This window comes from Nonomuraea sp. NPDC049129, assembly GCF_040648495.1.
Taxonomy (GTDB): domain Bacteria; phylum Actinomycetota; class Actinomycetes; order Streptosporangiales; family Streptosporangiaceae; genus Nonomuraea.
In genome coordinates this window covers 285,104-304,982 of record NZ_JBEZDU010000004.1, presented here as the reverse complement: position 1 = coordinate 304,982, position 19,879 = coordinate 285,104, and the positions used below count along the sequence as shown (strand labels likewise).

Here is a 19,879-nt window from a genome sequence, read left to right as displayed (position 1 = left end):
ATGGTCAGAAGTCGTTGTCGATGAGCGCGAAGATCTCTTCATCGGTCGCGGAGTCGATCTTCTCCGCCGCGCCGTTCATGCCGTCGGGATCGGCTCCGAGCCTGGCCAGGGCACTCTGCAGAATCGGGATGAGCTTGCCGCGGATGCGCTCGGCGTCGCCGTTGGCGCGGGCGAGTATCGAGTCGACGCGTTCCAGCGCGCCGCGCAGCGTGTCCTCCGCCGAGGGGGCGGCCGGGGCGAGCTTCCTGAACAGGTAGTCGGCCAGCGTCGTGACGGTCGGGTGGTCGAAGACCAGGGTCGCGGGCAGCCGCAGCCCCGTATCGGAGTTGAGCCGGTTGCGCAGCTCGACGGCGGTCAGCGAGTCGAAGCCGAGCGTGTTGAACGCGCTGCCGACGTCGACCGCGTCCACGCTGTCGTGCGCGAGTACGGCGGCGACGTGCGCGCGGATGACGTCGGTGATCAGCCGGCGGGCGTCGGTCTCGGACAGGCTGGGCAGCCGGGCCGCCAGCCCGGGATTGCCCGCGTGCTGCCCGGATCCGGTACGGCGCGGCGCGCGAACCAGTCCCCGCAGCAGGGGCGGCAGGTCACCCGCCGCGGCCCTGGCCCGCAGCCCGGGAGCGTCCCAGCCGGAGGCGACGACAAGGGCCTCCTCACCGCCGAGCGCCGCGTCGAACAGCTCCAGCCCCTCCGCCACGCTCAGCGGCGCGACGCCCGCGCGGGCCAGGCGGGCGGTGTCGGCCGCCGTCAGCGCACCGGTCATGTCCGAGCCGGTGTCCCACAGCCCCCAAGCCACCGACACCGCGGGCAGTCCGAGCCCGCGCCGGTGCGCGGCCAGCACGTCGAGGAACGCGTTCGCGGCGGCGTAGTTGCCCTGCCCGGCATTGCCCAGCACGCCCGCCAGCGACGAGAACACCACGAACGAGGTCAGCGGCAGGCCACGAGTCAGCTCGTGCAGGTGCCACGCCGCGTCCGCCTTCGGCGCGAACACCACCTCCAGCTTCCGCTCCGACAGCCCCTCCAGGGTGGCGTCGTCCAGGACTCCGGCGGTGTGCACCACGCTGGTGAGTGGCCGGTCCTCGGGGATCGAGGCCAGCAGTACGGCCAGAGCGTCGCGGTCGGACACGTCGCAGGCGGTCACCGTGACCCGCGCCCCGAGGTCCTCCAGGCTCGACGCCAGCTCGCCTGCCCCCGGCGCCTCGGGGCCGCGCCGCGAGACCAGCAGCAGGTCCCGGACCCCGTGCCGCTCCACTAGCCGCCGCGCGACAAGCGCGCCCAACCCACCGATCCCGCCGGTCACCAGCACTGTGCCCTGGGGAGAGGCCGTGGTCGCGCCTTGAGGAGAGGTCACGCCCGCGCCGTGGGTCGTGTCCGCGCCATGGGTCGTGTGCGCGCCGGTCGTGTCCGTGCCATGGGTCGTGTCCGTGCCATGGGCGGACGATGCGGCCGGGCGGCGGGTCAGGCGGGGCGCCAGTGGCACTCCGTCGCGTATCGCCAGCTGCGGCTCACCGGCGTCGATCGCCGCCGCCACCAGGTCCCAGTCCGTGGCACCCTCTTCCACGTCCACCAGCGCGAACCGCCCCGGCTGCTCGGCCTGCGCCGACCGGACGAGACCCCAGACGACCCCGGCGGCCACGGCCGCGGCGTCGACACGATCCGTGGCCAGGACACCCTGGGTGACGAACACCAGCCGGGCCCGCGCGTCGGCCGGCCAGCTCCGCAGCAGATCCAGCACCCGGCCGAACAACTCCCGCGCCCCGGCGGTCACGCTCGGGGCGGCAACCGAGCAGCGCACCGCGACGAAGTCCGCCTCCAACGCCGCACCCTCGTCGTCCAGCCAGGCCCAGCGCGAGCCACCGTCCTTCGATGAAGGGCCGCCGAGTTCCGCGGGCACCTTCACCCAGTCGAGCCCCTGCGGGACCGCGCCCATCGAGGCCGACGGCTCGACCGGTACCGCCCTGGCCCGCAGCGACTCGATCGACAGCACCGCCCGGCCGGAGACGTCGGCCGCCTCCACCACGGCGTCATCGCCCGCCCACGCCAGCCGTACCCGCAGCACCGAGGCCCCCGGCACACCCAGCCGCACTCCCCGGAACACGAACGGCAGCCGCAGCTCCCCGGAGCCGGAACCGGAGCCCGCGAGCAGCAACGGGTGGAACGCCGCGTCGAGCACCGCCGGGTGCATCCCGTACCCGTCGAGCTCCACCCCGTCGGGCGCCACGACCTCCGCGAACAGCTCCTCGCCGCGCCGCCACACCGCCCGCACGCCCTGGAACGCCGGACCGTACTCGTAACCGGAGTCCGCCAGCCGCTCGTACCCGCCGTCGACGTTCACCGGCGACCCGCCCGCGGGCGGCCAGGCCGTGGCCCAGCCGCACTCTCCAGCGGAAACGCACGTTTCGAGGAGCGTGCCCGACGCATGACGTACCCACTCGGAGTCCGGCAAGGCGGAGAAGACGGTCAGCGCACGCCGCCCGGCGGAGTCGGACGGACTCACCGTGATCTGCAGCCCGACCTCACCCGTCGCGGGCAGGACCAGCGGCGCCTCCAGCGTGAGCTCCTCCAGCAGGTCGCAGCCCGCGACCGCGGCACCCTCCAGCGCCAACTCGACGAACGCGGCCCCGGGCAGCAGCACGCTCCCGGAGACCGAGTGGTCGGCGAGCCACGGCAGTACAGCCGCCGACAGCCGGCCGGTGAGCAGGAACCCGTCGTCGGCCACCGGGACGACGGCGGTCAGCAGCGGATGCCGCGAGCCGCCGATCCCCGCGCCGCCCGCGTGCTGCGCGCGCCGCTCGGCGGTCTTGAGCCAGTACGTACGCCGGTCGAAGGCATAGGTCGGCACGTCCACCTGCCGGTACGGCACATCGGCCAGCACCGCCCGCCACTCGACCTCGGCCCCGAGCACCCATGCCTGCGCCAGCGCGGCCAGGAAGCGGCGCCAGTCACCGGCACCACGACGCAGCGACCCGCAGACCCCGGCGGTCATGCCCACTTCATGGCAGATGTCCTCGATGTCGCCGCCCAGCACGGGATGCGGACTGACCTCGACGAACAGCGGCGTACCGAACGACGCGAACGCCCCGATGGACTCGCGGAAGAGGACGGGGTTGCGCAGATTGTCGTACCAGTAGGAGGCGTCCAGCCCGGTCGGCTCGACGAAGGTGCCGGCCATGGACGAGCAGAAGGCCACGTCCGTCGCCTGCGGCGCGATCCCGGCCAGCGTGGCGAGCAAATCCTCACGCAGCACTTCCACGTGCGGGGTGTGCGAGGCGTAGTCGACGGCGATCCTGCGTACCCGGACCGTCTCACCCCACGCCGCCGCGAACTCGTCGAGCGCGTCCACGTCTCCCGCCACGACCGTGCCCGCGGGCCCGCTGTGCACGGCTGTCCACAGGCGGTCCGCCCACGGCTCCAGCCGTACCTCTTCGGCGGGCAGCGCCACCGCGAGCATCCCGCCCGTGGCGGCCAGCCCGCGCACCACGGCCTGGCTGCGCAGCGCCACGATCCTGGCCGCGTCGTCGAGCGTCAGCGCCCCGGCGACACAGGCCGCCGCGATCTCCCCCTGCGAGTGCCCCACCACCGCCGCCGGATCCACACCCAGCGACCGCCACACCTCCGCCAACGACACCATCACCGCGAACAACGCCGGCTGAATGACCTCAGAGCCCACCAACTCACCCGCACGCAGAGCCGCCACCACAGACCAGCCCGTGTACGGGGCGAGCGCGGCATCGCACCGGCTCATCCACTCCCGGAACACCTCACTGGACTCCAGGAGATCAACCGCCATGCCCGTCCACTGCGAACCCTGACCCGGGAACACGAACACCGGCCGCACATCAGCCAGCGCCGCACCACTGCTCACCGCCGCATGCGACTCACCCGCCGCCAACGCCGCCAAGCCCGCCACCAGCTCATCCCGGTCCGCGGCCACAACGACCGCGCGGTGCGCGAACCGCGCCCGCCGAGCGAGTACGGCTCCCGCGACGGCCAGATCCTCATCTGCCGCGGTGGCCGCGTACGTCCGCAAACGGCCCGCCTGCGCATGTAGCGACATTTCCGTCTTGGCGGACAACACCCACACCAGCGGGCCATCCACCGTCACGGGTTCGGGCACCACCTCCGGCGCCTGCTCCAAGATCACATGAGCGTTGGTCCCGCTGATGCCGAACCCCGAGACCGCGGCCCGCATCGGCCGGTCCGAGACCGGCCAGGCCACAGCCTCCGTCAGCAGTTCCACGGCCCCGGCCGACCAGTCCGCGTGTGGCGTCGGCTCGTCCACGTGCAGGGTGGCCGGCAGGGTCCGGTGTTCCAGCGCCTTCACCATCTTGATCACCCCGGCGACGCCGGCGGCTGCCTGGGTGTGGCCGATGTTCGACTTCACCGAGCCGAGCCGCAGCGGGCGGTCCGCCGGCCGGTCCTGCCCGTAGGCGGCGATGATCGACTCGGCCTCGATCGGGTCGCCGAGCCGGGTGCCGGTGCCGTGGGCCTCCACGGCGTCCACGTCGCGGGGTTCGAGCCGGGCGTCGGCCAGCGCCTGCCGGTACACCTCCCGCTGCGCCGGACCGCTCGGCGCCGTCAGGCCGTTGCTGGCGCCGTCCTGGTTGACGGCCGAGCCGCGGATCACCGCGAGGATCCGGCGGCCGTCGCGCTGCGCGTCCGACAGCCGTTCCAGCAGGATCACACCCGCGCCCTCGGCCCAGGCGGCGCCGTCGGCGGCGGCCGAGAACGCCTTGCACCGGCCGTCGGGCGACAGGGCCTGCTGCCGCGAGAACTCCACGAACGGGTCCGGCGCCGCCATCACCGTCACGCCACCGGCCAGCGCCAGGGCGCATTCGCCGCGCCTCAGGGCCTGAACCGCCAGGTGTACGGTGACCAGCGACGACGAGCACGCGGTGTCCAGGGTGACGGCCGGGCCCTCCAGCCCGAAGGTGTACGCCACCCGGCCCGACAGGACGCTCGGCGTGCTGGAGGTGAGCAGCGTACCCTCGACGGACTCGGGGATGGCCCCGAGGTAGCGGTCGGCGTAGTACTCGTACATGGTCCCCGCGTAGACCCCGGTCCTGCTGCCGCGCAGTGCGTCCGGGTCGAGGCCGGCCCGCTCGAACGCCTCCCAGCTCACCTCCAGGAACAGCCGGTGCTGCGGGTCGGTGGCCAGCGCGCCGCGCGGGCTCATCCCGAAGAAGGGCGCGTCGAAGTCGCCGGCGTCGTACAAGAAGCCGCCGTGCCGCGTGTACGACTTGCCGAACGCGTCGGGGGCCGGGTCGTACAGACCGTCGAGGTCCCAGCCACGGTCGGCGGGGAACTCGCCGATCGCGTCCACGCCCGAGGACACCACCTCCCACAGATCCTCGGGTCCGGCCACGCCGCCGGGGTAACGGCAGGCCATCCCGATGATCGCGATGGGCTCGTGGCGACGGTCTTCGATCTCGGCGAGGCGGCGGCGTGTCTGGGTCAGTTCGACGGTCACGCGCTTGAGGTAGTCGCGAAGCTTGTCCTCGGTCGACATCTGTCGCCTTTCGCAGGTACCGGTGATCTAGAGTGCGTTGTCGATCAGTGCGAAGATCTCTTCATCGGAGGCGGAGTCGATCTTCTCCACCACGCCGTCCCCGCCGTTCGGACCGGCGCCGAGCCTGGTCAGGGCGCTCTGCAGGATGGTGACGAGCTTGCCGCGGATGGCCTCGGCGTCGCCGTTGGCGCTCGTGAGCATGGTCTCGACCCGTTCGAGCGCGCCGCGCAGCGTGTCCTCGGGTGACGGCGCGGCGGGGGCGAGCGTCTTGTAGAGGTGTTCGGCCAGCGAGGTGACCGTGGGGTGGTCGAAGACCAGGGTCGCGGGCAGCCGCAGCCCGGTGTCGGCGTTGAGCCGGTTGCGCAGCTCGACGGCGGTCAGCGAGTCGAAGCCCAGCTCGTTGAAGGCCCGGTCCACGTCGACGGCGTCCGCGCTGCCGTGCGCCAGGACGGCGGCCACGTGCCCGCGTACCAGGTCGGCGACCTGCCGCCGGGCGTTGGCCTCGGTCAGACCGGCCAGCCGCTCCGTCAGCGCGCCCGCTCCGCCCGTCCCGCCCGGCGCCGCGCCGGCCGTCCTGCGTGGCGCGCGGACCAGGCCGCGCAGCATCGACGGCAGGTCACCCGCCTCGGCCCTGGCCCTGAGCCCGGCCGCCTCCCACCTGGTCGCGACGACCAGCGGCTCGGGCGCTTCGAGCGCGCCGTCGAACAGCTCCAAGCCCTGCTCGACGCTCAGCGGCGCGATGCCGGAGCGGGCCAGCCTGGCCGTGTCGGCCGCCGAGAGCGTGCCCCCCATGCCCGAGCCGGTGTCCCATAGGCCCCAGGCCACGGACACGGCGGGCAGTCCGAGGCCGCGCCGGTGCGCCGCCAGGGCGTCCAGGAACACGTTCGCCGACGCGTAGTTGGCCTGCCCGGCGTTGCCCAGCACGCCCGCCAGCGACGAGAACAGCACGAACGAGGTCAGCGGGACGTCCCTGGTCAGCTCGTGCAGGTGCCACGCCGCGTCCGCCTTGGGGGCGAACACCGTCTCCAACTTCCGCTCCGACAGCCCCTCGACCGTCGCGTCGTCCAGCACGCCCGCGGTGTGTACGACGCCGGTCAGCGGGCGGTCCTCGGGGATCGAGGCCAGCAGTACGGCCAGAGCGTCGCGATCGGACACGTCGCACGCGGCCACCGCGACCCGCGCCCCGAGGCCCGTCAGGGTCGACACCAACTCGCCTGCCCCTGGCGCCTCGGGTCCGCGCCGCGAGACCAGCAGCAGGTCCGTCACGCTGTGCCGCTCCACCAACCGCCGCGCGACCAGCGCACCGAGACCGCCCGTCCCCCCGGTGACCAGCACAGTGCCCTGGGAAAGGCCCATGTCCGGGGCGGCGGAGCCGATCTCCCTGCGCGCCAGGCGCGGGACGAGCAGCTTCCCCTCGCGTACGGCCAGCTGCGACTCACCCGCCGCGACGGCGGCGGCCACCAGCTTCCAGGCGGAGAAGCCCGCCTCCACGTCCGCCAGCACGAACCGGTCCGGATGCTCGGCCTGCGCCGACCGCACCAGCCCCCACGCCGCCGCGGCCACCACACTCCCGGCCCCGCCACCGGCGGGGTCGAAGACTCCATGGGTCGCGAACACCAGCCTGCTGCCGGCGAACCGCTCCTCGGTCACCCACTGCCGCACCAGCCCGAGCACCCGCCCGGTCAGCTCGCGCACCGCGACAGGCACCGGCGCTCCCGGAGCCGCCGCGAGGGAAACGACCACGACGTCCGGCACCGGCTCCCCGGCACCGGCCCCGTCCTGCCCGGCACCGAACGCGCCGAGATCCGGGTACGCGTCCAGCCCCGGCGCCGGTTCCCCGGCCGAGACCCACCGGGCGCCGTCGTTGACCGGCTCGACCGTGACCTCGGTCCAGTCGACGCCGTGCGGCACGGGGTCCGTGCGGCCGCCGGTCGTACCGGACAGCGCCGCCGCCGGGACCGTACGTACCCGCAGCGACTCCATCGAGAAGACCGGCCGGCCAGCGGCGTCGGCGGCCTCGATGGCGGGGCCGGACCGCGACAGGCGGAGCCGGAGCGCCCTGGCTCCGGCGGCCGGCAGCCGCACGCCGCGGAACTCGAACGGCAGCCGCAGCTCGTCACTCGGATCGGCGATCAGCATCGGGTGGAACATCGCGTCGAAGAGCGCGGGGTGCAGGCCGAACCCGGCCACGTCCACGTCATCGGCCAGCGCGACCTCGGCGAACAGCTCCTTGCCCTGGCGCCACACCGCCCGCACACCTTGGAAGGCGGGCCCGTAGTCGTAGCCCGCGTCGGCCAGCCGCTCATAGGCGCCCTCGACCGCGACCGGCGAGGCGCCCGCGGGCGGCCAGGCCGTCGCCCAGGCGAGCACGCTCGCGCCGGGGGCCGTGTCCGCGCCGATCATGCCCGAGGCGTGGCAGGTCCACGCGGCCTCCGGCTCTCCGGCCGGCCGCGAGTAGATCCGCACAGACCGGGATCCTCCACCCTGGAGGCCACCCTGCACATCGCCGCTCTCGGGCCGCCCCACGACGACCTGTACCGCCACGCCACCCCGCTCGGGCAGCACCAGCGGCGCCTCGAACATCAGCTCCTCGACCAGATCGAAGCCGAGCTGACCACCCGCCTCCAACACCAGGTCCACGAGCGCGGCACCAGGCAGCACGGCCGCCCCCAGCATCACGTGATCGGCCAGCCAGGGCGCGTCGGCCAGCGACAGCCGCCCAGTCAGCACCATCGCCCCGTCGTCGGCCACGTCGACCGCCGCCCCCAGCAGCGGGTGACCGACCTGGCGCAGCCCGGCCGACGACACGTCGGCGGCGCGCGCGGGCGGGGCGAGCCAGTACCGCTCCCGGTCGAACGCGTACGTCGGCAGGTCCACCCGCGCCCCGCCGCCGAACAGCGCGGACCAGCCGACCGCCACCCCCGCCACACACGCCCGAGCCAGGCAGCCGATCAGCGCCTCAGGCTCGGCGAGCCGCTTGCCGTGCAGGGCGAGGATCGGAGTGTCCGCCTCAGTGACGCATTCATGCGCCATGGCCGAGAGCACCGCGGCGGGGCCGACCTCCAGGTACGTGTCCACGCCGTCCGCTTCGAGCCGGCCGATCGTGGCGTGGAACATGACGGCCCGCCGGATCTGCTCCACCCAGTAGCCGGGCTCGGCCCAGGAGCCGTCGGGGAGGTTGGGGGCGTACGGGATGCGCGGCTCGTGGAACTCCACGCCCGCCAGCTCGGTGGCGAAGTCCGCCAGCATGGGCTCCATCAGCGGCGAGTGGAAGGCGTGGCTGACCGCCAGCCGCCTGGTCCGCCGGCCGAGCTCGCGCCAGTGTTCGGCGACCGCCAGGCACGGCTCCTCCGCGCCGGACACGACGACGCCGGCCGGTCCGTTGACGGCGGCGACGGACACCAGGTGTTCCTGTCCGGCCAGGGTCGGCGCCACCTCCTCGGCGGTCGCCTCGATCGCGACCATCGCGCCCGGCGTGTCCAGCTCCTGCATCAGGCGGGCGCGCGCGGTGATGAGCCGGGCGGCGTCGGCCAGCGACCAGACCCCGGCGACGTACGCGGCCGCGTATTCGCCCACCGAGTGCCCGGCGACGTGGTCGGGCGTCACGCCGAGCGCCGCGAGCAGCCGGAAGGCGGCCACCTCGAAGGCGAACAGCGCCGGCTGGGTGTAGCGGGTCTCGTTCAGCAGGTCGGCCTCGGGGGTGCCGGGCTCGGCCCACACGATCTCGCGCAGCGGCCGGTCGAGGTGTTCGTCGAGCTCCGCCCACACCTCGGCGAGCGCTTCGGCGAAGACCGGCGACGCGGCGGCCAGCTCGCGGCCCATGCCGATCCGCTGCCCGCCCTGGCCGGTGAACAGGTAGGCGAGCTTGGGCTTCTCCTGAGCGGCGCCCGCGACCACCTCGGCCACCGGGTGGCCGGCCAGGAAGTCGCCGAGCCGGGCGGCCAGGGCGTCCCGGTCCGCGCCGACCACGACGACGCGGTGCTCGAACAGCGACCTACCGGTGACCAGCGACCGAGCCACGTCCACTGCCTCGGGGGCGTCGGCTGAGGTTACAAGCTCGTGCAGGCGGGCGGCCTGCGCGCGCAGCGACCGGCCGCCGCGGGCGCTGATCACCCAGGCGAGCGGGCCGTTGACGACGGGCGGCTCCTGGTCCGTACGCGGGCTCTCCTCGGCCTCCTCGATGACGAGGTGCGCGTTCGTACCGCTGATGCCGAAGGACGAGACGCCGAACCGGCGCGGTTGCTCGCCGCGTACCCACTCCCTGGCCTCGGTCAGCAGCTCGACGCCGCCGGCCGACCAGTCGACGTGCGGGGTCGGCTCGTCCACGTGCAGGGTGGGCGGCAGCACGCCGTGCCGCATCGCCATCACCATCTTGATCACCCCGGCGACGCCGGCGGCGGCCTGGGTGTGGCCGATGTTCGACTTGACCGAGCCGAGCCAGAGGGGGCGGTCGGCCGCGCGGTTGCGGCCGTACGTGGACAGCAGCGCCTGGGCCTCGATGGGGTCGCCGAGCCGGGTGCCGGTGCCGTGCGCCTCGACGGCGTCGACGTCCCGCGTGTCGAGCCGGGCGTCGGCCAGTGCCTGCTGGACGACGCGTTCCTGGGAGGGGCCGTTCGGGGCGGTGAGGCCGTTGCTGGCGCCGTCCTGGTTGACGGCCGAGCCGCGGATCAGCGCGAGGATCCGGCGGCCGTTGCGCCGCGCGTCCGACAGCCGCTCCAGCACCAGTACGCCGGCGCCCTCCGACCATGCGGCGCCATCCGCCGAGGAGGAGAACGACTTGCACCGGCCGTCCGGCGACAGCGCGCGCTGCCGCGAGAACTCGATGAACGGGTCCGCCGTGGCCATCACGGTCACGCCGCCCGCCAGGGCCAGCGCGCACTCGCCGCGCCGCAGCGCCTGGACCGCCAGGTGCATCGCGACCAGCGACGACGAGCAGGCCGTGTCGACCGAGATCGCCGGCCCCTCCAGGCCGAAGGTGTACGAGACCCGGCCGGACAGCACGCTGGAGGCGCTGGAGACCATCAGGACGCCCTCGACCGACTCCGGCACGGCACCGCCGGTGTAGCGCAGGGAGTAGTCGTTGTACATGTTGCCCGCGTACACGCCGGTCTGGCTGCCGCGCAGCGTGGCCGGGTCGATCCCCGCCCGCTCGAACGCCTCCCAGCAGGTCTGCAGGAACAACCGATGCTGGGGGTCGGTGGCCAGCGCGCCGCGCGGGCTCATCCCGAAGAAGGGCGCGTCGAAGTCGCCGGCGTCGGGCAGGAAGCCGCCTTGCCGGGTGTACGACTTGCCGAGGGCCTCCGGGTCGGGGTCATAGAGGTTCTCGTCCCAGCCCCGGTCGGTGGGGAGGTCGCCTATCGCGTCCACACCGGAGGCCACCAGCTCCCACAGGTCCTCGGGCCCCGCAACCCCGCCGGGGAACCGGCATCCCATCCCGACGATCGCTATGGGCTCGTGGCGACGGTCTTCCACCCCGGTGAGGCGCTGCCGAGTCTCCGTGAGCTCGACGGTCACCCTCTTCAGGTAATTGCGCAGCTGTTCCTCAGTCGCCATGGTCGGGCCTTTCCAGAGAGGACCTCAGAGGAGACGTCATTGTTTGGTCGTCGATCAACGCGAAGATCTCCTCGTCCGAGGCGGAATCGATCTTCTCCGCGGCACCGTTGGACCCGGCGCCGAACCTGGTCATCAGCCCGGCACCGAACCTGGTGACGGCGCTCTGCGCGATGGCGACGAGCTTGCCGCGAATGGCCTCGGCGTCGCCGTGCGCGCTGGTCAGCATCGACTCGACCCGCTCGACCGCACCGCGCAGCGTGTCCTCGGGCGACGGCGCGGCGGGGGCGAGGGTACGGAAGAGGTACTCGGCCAGCGCCGTGACCGTGGGGTGGTCGAAGACCAGGGTCGCGGGCAGCCGGAGCCCGGTGTCGCTGTTCAGCCGGTTGCGCAGCTCCACCGCGGTCAGCGAGTCGAAGCCGAGCTCGTTGAAGGCCCGGTCCATGTCCACGTTGCCGGCGCTGCCATGCGCGAGGACGGCCGCGACGTGCGAGCGGACCATGTCCGCCAGGTGGACGCGGGCCTCGGCCTCCGCCATCTTCGCCAGGCGCTCGGCCATGCCGGCCGCTCCGGCCCGCGTGGGGGCACTTGTGGCGTTCGCGGCGGTGGCCGCCCGGCGGGGCGTACGGACCAGGCCGCGCAGTACGGGCGGCAGCTCGCCCGCCTCGGCCCTGGCGCGCAGCCCGGCGGTGTCCCACCTGGCGGCGACGACCAGCTCGGCCGGGGCGGTGATCGCGCTGTCGAAGAGCTCCAGCCCCTGCTCGGCGGTCAGCGGCGCGATGCCCGACCGGGCCAGCCTGGCCGTGTCGGCCGCCGACAGCGCTCCGGTCATACCGCTGTCCGCGGTCTCCCACAGGCCCCAGGCCACCGACACGGAGGGCAGGCCGAGGCCGCGCCGGTGTGCCGCGAGTACGTCGAGGAACACGTTGGCGGCGGCGTAGTTGGCCTGCCCGGAGTTGCCGATCACGCCCGCCACGGAGGAGAACGTCACCAGCGGGACCTCCGGGGCCAGCTCGTGCAGGTACCAGGCGGCGTCGGACTTCGGGGCGAACACCGAGTCGAGCCGCTGCGCCGACAGCCCTTCCACCGTGGCGTCGTCAAGTACGCCCGCCGCGTGCACCACGGCCACCAGCGGCCGCTCCGCCGGGACGCCGGACAGGAGCCCGGCGAGCGAGTCGCGGTCCGACACGTCGCACGCCGCCACGGTCACCCGCGCGCCGAGCGCCTCCAGCCGGGCCACCAGGTCGCCACCCGCCTTGGGGCCGCGGCGGGAGGCCAGCAGGAGGTCCTTTGCGCCGTGCCGCTCCACCAGGCGGTGCGCCACCAGGGCGCCGAGACTGCCGGTGCCACCCGTCACCAGTACGGTGCCCGTACCGGCGTCGAACAGCTCGGGGGCGTCGGCCGTACGACGGATCAGGCGCGGGACGAGGACCTTTCCATCCCGTGCGACCAGCTGTGTCTCGCCCGCCGCGACCGCCGCCGCCACCAGTCCCCAGTCGACGGTGGCCGCGTCGACGTCCACCAGCACGAACCGCCCGGGATGCTCGGCCTGCGCCGACCGCACCAGCCCCCACACCGGCCCGGCCACCACGCCCGCCACGTCCGCTCCCCCGGGCCGGAACACACCCTTGGTCACGAACACCATCCGGCACCCGGCGAACCGCTCGTCCCCCACCCAGCCCTGCACCAGGTCGAGCGCCTGGTAGATGCCGTCGCGCACGCCGTAGGGCACGTCGTCGGCGTCGGCCTCGGGCAGGTACGGCACCAGGACGGTGCTCGGCATCTCCCCGACGGTCATCTCGGTCAGGGACGCGAGGTCGTAGTAACGCGGGGCGTCCACCGCCGCGCCGATCTCGTCGGCGAACTCGTCGTAGCCCACCACGGCCCAGCGCTGCTCGGCCGGGTCCATCGCGGACACCGCCAGGTCGATCCAGTCGAGCGTGTACGAGGCGGCGTCGGACGGGCCGCGCGTGACGGCCCCGTGCCTCGGCACCGGGCGCAGGGTCAGCGCGTCCACCCCGGCGATGCGGTCGCCCGCACTGTCATGGATGTCGAGCGAGACCCGGTCGCCGTCCCCGGCCGCGATCCGTACCCGCAACACCTCGGCGCCGAGCGCGGACACCCGCACCCCGCTCCACGCGAACGGCAGCAGCAGCGCCCCGCTGTCCTCGGCCGACTCAAGCACCAGCAGGTGCAGCGCCGCGTCCAGCAGGGCTGGGTGGAGCGTGAACAGGCCCGCGTCCGTGCGGATCGGCTCCGGCAGCGCCACCTCGACGTACGCGTCGCCGTCCACGCGCCAGGCCGCGCGCAGCCCTTGGAAGGCGGGACCGTACTCGTAGCCGCGCTCCGCGAGCCGCTCGTAAGCGTCGTCCAGGTCGATCTCGACACCGTCCACGGGCGGCCAGACGGCAAGCCACTCACCGGCGCCAACCGCGCCTGCGGTCAGGGTGCCGCTGGCGTGGCGGGTCCATCGGGCCTCGTCGTCGTCCGCCGTCCTGCCGTAGACGGTGAGGTCGCGGCGGCCCTCGGCGTCGGCGCCGCCGACCGCGAGCTGTACCTGGACCGCGCCCGTCTCGGGCAGCGGCAGCGGCGCCTCCAGCGTCAGGTCCTCGATCTCGTCGCACCCGGCCGTCGCGGCGGCCTCCAGGGCCAGTTCGACGAACGCGGTGCCAGGCAGCAGTACGCCGCCGTCCACGGCGTGGTCGGCCAGCCATGGCAGCGCGCCGCGCGACAGCCGCCCGGTGAGCAGGAACCCGTCGTCGCCCGCCACGGGCACGACCGCGTCGAGCATCGGGTGCCGCGGCCCACCGGCCCGTGGGCTCTCGTTGATCCAGTACCTGGTGTGCTCGAAGGGATAGGTCGGCAGATCCACGTGATGGTGTGGGGCCGGATCGACGGCCGCCCAGTCCACGTCGGCGCCCGCCACGTACGCCTGGGCCGCCGCCAGCAGCAGGCGCCGCCGGCCGCCGTCGTCGCGGCGGAGCGTCCCGGTGGCGCCGCCGGGGGCGCCCGTGGCCGCCAGGGTGTCCTGGATGTGGCCGGTCAGCACCGGATGCGGGCTGGCCTCGATGAACAGCGGGGCGCCGTCTCCGGCGAACGCCTTGATCGCCTGCTCGAAACGTACGGGATTGCGAAGACTGCGGAACCAGTAGTCGGCGTCCAGCCCGGTCGGCTCGACGAAGTCGGCGGCCATGGACGAGCAGAAGGCCACGTCGGTCGGCCGCGGCGCGACCTCGGCCAGGCTGGCGAGCAGTTCGTCGCGGAGCACCTCGACGTGCGGGGTGTGCGAGGCGTAGTCGATGCCGATCTTCCGAACGCGGACCGTCTCGCCGCACGCCGCCGCGAACTCGTCGAGCGCGGCCAGTTCCCCGGCGACCACCGTGCTGGCCGGCCCGCTCCGCACGGCCACCCACAGGCGGTCCGCCCACGGCTCCAACCGGACCTCATCGGCGGGCAGCGCGACGGCGAGCATCCCGCCGGTGCCGCCCAGCTTGACGAGCGCCTGGCTGCGGAGCACGACCACCTTCGCCGCGTCGTCGAGCGTCAGCGCCCCGGCGACACAGGCCGCCGCGATCTCACCCTGCGAGTGGCCCACCACCGCCGCCGGGTCCACGCCCAGCGACCGCCACACCTCCGCCAGCGACACCATCACCGCGAACAGCACCGGCTGGATGACCTCCGAGCCCACCAGCTCGCCCGCGCGCAGGGCCGCCACGACGGACCAGCCGGTGTACGGGGCGAGCGCGGCGTCGCAGCGGGTCATCCACTCGCTGAACACCTCACTGGAGTCCAGCAGGTCTACCGCCATGCCTGTCCACTGCGAGCCCTGGCCGGGGAAGACGAACACCGGCCGAATGTCCGGCAGCGCCGTGCCGCTGGTCACCGCCGCGTGCGACTCGCCCGCGGCCAACGCCGCCAGGGCCGCCGCCAGCTCGTCCCGGTCCCCGGCCACCACCACCGCACGGTGCGCGAACCGGGCCCGGCGGGCCAGCAGGTGTCCGGCGGCGGGCAGGTCGTCTTGGGGGGCGTCGGTGGCGTAGTCGCGCAGGCGCGCGGCATGCGCTTCGAGCGCGGCGGCCGATTTCGCGGACAACGCCCAAACCAGCGGCGCCGCGGCCGTCTCGGCGTCCGCGCGCGCCGTCTCAGGGGCCGCGTACGCCGACTCGGGTGCCGCACGCCCGGTCTCGGGGACCGCGTACGCCGACTCGGGGACCGCACGCCCCGTCTCCGGGACCGCGTACCCCGTCTTGGGGGCCTGCTCCAGGATCAGGTGAGCGTTCGTGCCGCTGATTCCGAAGCTGGAGACCGCGGCCCGGGTCGGCCGGTCGTCGGGCAGTTCGACGGGCTCGGTGAGGAGTCGTACCGCGCCGCCGCTCCAGTCCACGTGCGGCGTGGGCTCGTCGGCGTGCAGTGTGCGCGGCAGCGTCCCGTGCCGCATCGCCATCACCATCTTGATGACGCCGCCGACTCCGGCCGCGGCCTGTGTGTGGCCGATGTTCGATTTGAGGGAGCCGAGCCAGACGGGCCGTCCGGGGTCGCGGTCCGCGCCGTACGCGGCGATGATCGACTCGGCCTCGATCGGGTCGCCGAGCCGGGTACCGGTGCCGTGCGCTTCCACCGCGTCCACCTCGGCGGCGGCGAGCCCGGCGTCGGCCAGTGCCTGCCGGATCACCTCCTGCTGGGCCTGGCCGTTCGGTGCGGTGAGGCCGTTGCTGGCGCCGTCCTGGTTCACCGCGCCGCCCCGGATCACGGCGAGCACCGGATGCCCCTGGCGGCGCGCGTCGGACAGGCGCTCCAGCAGCAGCATCCCGGCGCCCTCGCCCCAGCCCGTACCGTCCGCGCCCGCCGCGAACGCCTTGCACCGGCCGTCGGGAGCCAGCCCCGACTGGCGGCTGAACTCGACGAAGATCCCCGGGCTGGACATCACGGTCGCGCCGCCGGCCAGGGCCAGCGAACACTCACCGCGCCGCAGCGCCTGCATAGCCAGGAAGATCGCCACCAGCGACGAGGAGCAGGCCGTGTCGGCGGTGATGGCGGGCCCGCGCAGGCCCAGCGCGTACGCGATCCGCCCGGACGCGACGCTGAGCGCGGTGCCTGTCAGCAGGTGCCCGTCGACCGTCCCCGTGGCCTGGTGCAGGCGGGGACCGTAGTCGGAGGCCATGGCGCCCACGAACACACCGGTGGCCGACCCGCGCAGCCCCGCCGGGTCGAGCCCGGCCCGCTCGACGGCCTCCCAGCTGACCTCCATCAGCAGCCGCTGCTGGGGATCCATGGCGGTGGCCTCACGCGGGCTGATGCCGAAGAACGCGGCGTCGAACCGGTCGGCGTCGTGCAGGAAACCGCCGTACCTGGTGTCGCTGGTGCCCGACCGGTCGGACCCGGCCGCGAACAGCGCGTCCAGATCCCAGCCTCGGTTGACGGGGAACTCGGTGATCGCGTCGGTGCCGGTGTTGACCAGCCGCCACAGCTCCTCGGGCGAGTCGGCTCCACCGGGGTACCGGCATCCCATGGCCACGATGGCGATCGCGTCGGGATCGGCGGCGAGGTCACCGTTGAGGCCGCCGACGAGACCGCCACCGGGGTCCCCGACGAGATCGTCTGCGGGCGCGTCGTCGAGGGGCATGGGCGTGGCGGAGTCGCTCTGGTGGGCGGCGGCCGACGCTGCGGATCCGGCGTCGTCGAGGAGCGTCCGCAGATGGGCGATCAGCAGATCGGGGGTCGGGTGGTCGAACAGCAGGCTGGTCGGCAGCCGGAGCCCGGTCGCGCTCCGCAGCCGGTGCCTGAGGTCCTCCGCCGTGGCCGATTCGAGCCCGAGGTCCTTGAACGTCCTGCCCGGCTCCACACCGGCCGCGTCCTCGTACCCGAGCAACCCGGCCAGGACGGTCAGCACCAGCTCACGCACCTCACGCGGCGAAAGCCCGCCACCCACCGAACCGGGGCCATGGCCGCTGGCGCCGCCACCTGCGGGGCCTGTTTTTGTCGTCGAGCGCCGGGTGTCCCCCGGGAGCGTCTGTGCCGTGGGGCGCCGGGCGTCGGCGGGCAGCGACGGCCAGTGGCGTTCGCGCTGGAACGCGTACGTCGGCAGCTCCACCAGCTCTGCCCCCGCCACCGGATCGGGTCCGGTCCAGTCGACCTCGGCCCCTCGCGTGTACGCCTCGGCGAGGGAGCGCCGGAACCGCGTCAGCCCGCCCTCACCCCGCCGCAGCGTCCCGATGACCGCGGCCTCACGGTCCGCTTCCTCGGCCGTCTCCTCGATCCCGGCCCCCAGCACCGGATGCGGGCTGCACTCCACGAACAGGCCGCCCTGGTGGTCGAGCGCCCGCCGGGTCGCCTGCGCGAACCTGACCGGCTGCCGGAGACTGCGGTACCAGTAGTCGGCGTCGAGTTCGGCCGTGTCGATCGGCTCGCCGGTGAGCGTCGAGATGAACAGCGTCCCCGCACTTACAGGCCGTACGGGTGCCAGCGCCGCCAGCACCTCGTCACGGATCTCCTCGACCTCGGCCGAGTGCGAGGCGTAGTCGACCGGGATGATCCTGGTGCGGTACCCGTCGTCGGTGAGCCGCCGCCCCAGGTCGTCGAGCGCCTCAAGCCGCCCGGAGACGACCACGGACCTCGGCCCGTTGTAGGCGGCAATGGACACGTGCCCCGCCAGCGAGCGGATCGCAGACTCGACCACGTCCAAGGGGGCGGCGATCGACATCATCCCGCCGCGCCCGGCGATCCCGGCGATGGCGCGGCTGCGCAGGGCCACGACCCTGGCCGCGTCGGGCATGGACAGCGCGCCGACGACGGTGGCGGCCGCGATCTCGCCCTGCGAGTGGCCGATCACCATCTCGGGTTCGACGCCGTACGAGCGCCACAGGCCGGCGAGCGACACCATGACGGCCCACAGCGCGGGCTGCACCACGTCGACCCGGTCGAGACCGGGCGCGCCCGGCGCCCCACGCAGCACGTCGAGCAGCGCGTAGTCGACGAACGGTTCGAGCGCTCCCGCGCACGCCTCGGCATGCGCCGCGAACACCGGCGAACCGGCGAGCAGATCACGAGCCATCTCCGGCCACTGCGACCCCTGCCCCGGAAAAACGAACACCCGGCGCCCACCAGACACGGACCCGGTGACCACCGACCCCGTGACCACGGACTCGTCCAGTCGCCCGGCCGCCAGCGCCGCCAACCCCGCCTGCCGGTCGGCGCCCAGAAGCACCGCCCGGTGCTCGAACACGGCCCGGCTCCGCAACAACGCCAGCGCCACGGCACCGCCCTCGACACCGGTATGGGGCCCGACGTGTGAGCCAGCAGGCGAGCCGACCGGCGGGCCGACGTGGGCGAGCAGCCGCTCGGCCTGGGCGCTGAGGGCTCGGGCTGAGCGTGCCGACAGCACCCAAGGCGTGTCCTCGCTCGCCGACCGAACCCCGTACTCGCTCCGCGGCGCCTCCCCGAGCACCAGGTGGCAGTTCGTGCCGCCCATGCCGAACGAGCTGACGCCCGCGACGAGCGGCCGGTCGGCGCGCGGCCACGGGCGGGTGTCGCGTACGACCTCCAGCCTCAGCTCGTCCAGCGGGATGTCCGGGTTGGCCGTCTCGAAGTTCAGGCTGGGCGGCAGTTCGCGCTGCTCCAGGCTCAGTACGACCTTGACCAGGCCCGCGATCCCGGCGGCGCCTTCGAGGTGTCCGATGTTGGTCTTCACCGATCCGACCAGCAGCGGCGACTCGCCATCCGCATGGTCGGGGCCGTAGGCGGCGCCGAGGGCGGCGGCCTCGATCGGGTCGCCGACCTTCGTGCCGGTGCCGTGCAGCTCGACGTACTGGACGTCGCCCGGCTCCACGCCGGCGCGCTCGCAGGCCAGCCGGATGACCTCCTCCTGCGCCCGCCGGCTCGGCACCGTGAGTCCGTCGCCGCCGCCGTCGTTGTTGACGGCGCCGCCGAGGATCACGCACCGGATGGGGTCGCCGTCGGCGAGCGCCGCGGACAGCGGCTTGAGTACGACGAGCGCCCCGCCCTCTCCGCGCACGTAGCCGTTGGCCCGGCCGTCGAAGACGTAGCAGCGGCCGTCCGGGGACAGCGCGCCGAAGTTGCCGATGGCGGCGGTGGTCTCGGCCAGCAGGTTGAGGTTCACGCCGCCCGCGAGTGCCAGCCCGGTCTCGCCGCGCCGCAGGCTCTCGCAGGCCATCTGTACGGCCAGCAGCGACGAGGACTGCCCGGCGTCGAGCGTCAGGCTGGGCCCCCGCAGGCCGAGGAAGTAGGAGACGCGGTTGGCGATGATCGCCCGGTTCGCCCCGGTGTAGGCGTGTCGCCCGAGGCCATCGGCCCCCACCCGGTCCTGCAGCGCCGCGTAGTCGTTGGAGATCGCCCCCAGGAAGACCCCGGCGCCGCTCCCGCTCAGCCGGGAAGGCAGCACGCGCGCGCTCTCCAGCGCCTCCCAGGCCAGCTCCAGCACGAGCCGCTGCTGGGGGTCCATGGCGGCGGCCTCGTTCGGCGAGATCCCGAAGAAGGCGGCGTCGAAGCGGTCCACGTCCGACAGGAAGCCACCACGCCGGTACACGGCGTCCGACCCGTCCGGCCACCGGCCCTCGGGCACGGCCGTCACAGCGTCCACGCCATCGCGCAGCAATTGCCAGAACCGTCCGGGATCGGCGGCCTGAGGAAGCCGGCAGGAAACACCGACCACGGCGACGGGCTCCACGGCGGACGAAACGCGACCGGTCCGCGACCGGCCGGTTTCCCCGGCCGTCATGCCGTTTGGCTGAATCGACTCACCAACCATCAATGCGCCACCTCAAGCTTCGGGCATCACCAACAAGACAGTGCCGGTTTCCATAAAGA

3 protein-coding genes are annotated in these 19,879 nt (G+C 73.8%); all 3 read right to left on the bottom strand.

Annotated elements, in window-relative coordinates; translation table 11 throughout:
• Positions 1 to 4: 4 nt before the first annotated feature.
• Genes AB0B64_RS14165 through AB0B64_RS14155 form a run of 3 tightly spaced genes read right to left on the bottom strand, consistent with a single transcriptional unit; the run spans position 5 to position 19,790 of the window.
• Positions 5 to 5,506, bottom strand: coding sequence for an SDR family NAD(P)-dependent oxidoreductase (locus AB0B64_RS14165; RefSeq protein ID WP_358177386.1), 5,502 nt, complete (start codon positions 5,504 to 5,506; stop codon positions 5 to 7).
• A 27-nt stretch (positions 5,507 to 5,533) separates the two neighbouring features.
• Complete coding sequence (locus AB0B64_RS14160; RefSeq protein ID WP_358177383.1) at positions 5,534 to 11,059, bottom strand: type I polyketide synthase; 5,526 nt, start codon at positions 11,057 to 11,059, stop codon at positions 5,534 to 5,536.
• Positions 11,049 to 19,790 (bottom strand): SDR family NAD(P)-dependent oxidoreductase, encoded by an 8,742-nt coding sequence (locus AB0B64_RS14155; RefSeq protein WP_358177381.1) that lies wholly within the window; start codon positions 19,788 to 19,790, stop codon positions 11,049 to 11,051. Before AB0B64_RS14155 ends, AB0B64_RS14160 begins: the two co-directional genes overlap by 11 nt.
• Between the last annotated feature and the right edge of the window lie 89 nt (positions 19,791 to 19,879).

Coding starts and splice junctions, on each gene's coding strand:
- AB0B64_RS14155 (WP_358177381.1), bottom strand. CDS start 19,790: ATGACGGCCGGGGAAACCGGCCGGTCGCGGACCGGTCGCGTTTCGTCC.
- AB0B64_RS14160 (WP_358177383.1), bottom strand. CDS start 11,059: ATGGCGACTGAGGAACAGCTGCGCAATTACCTGAAGAGGGTGACCGTC.
- AB0B64_RS14165 (WP_358177386.1), bottom strand. CDS start 5,506: ATGTCGACCGAGGACAAGCTTCGCGACTACCTCAAGCGCGTGACCGTC.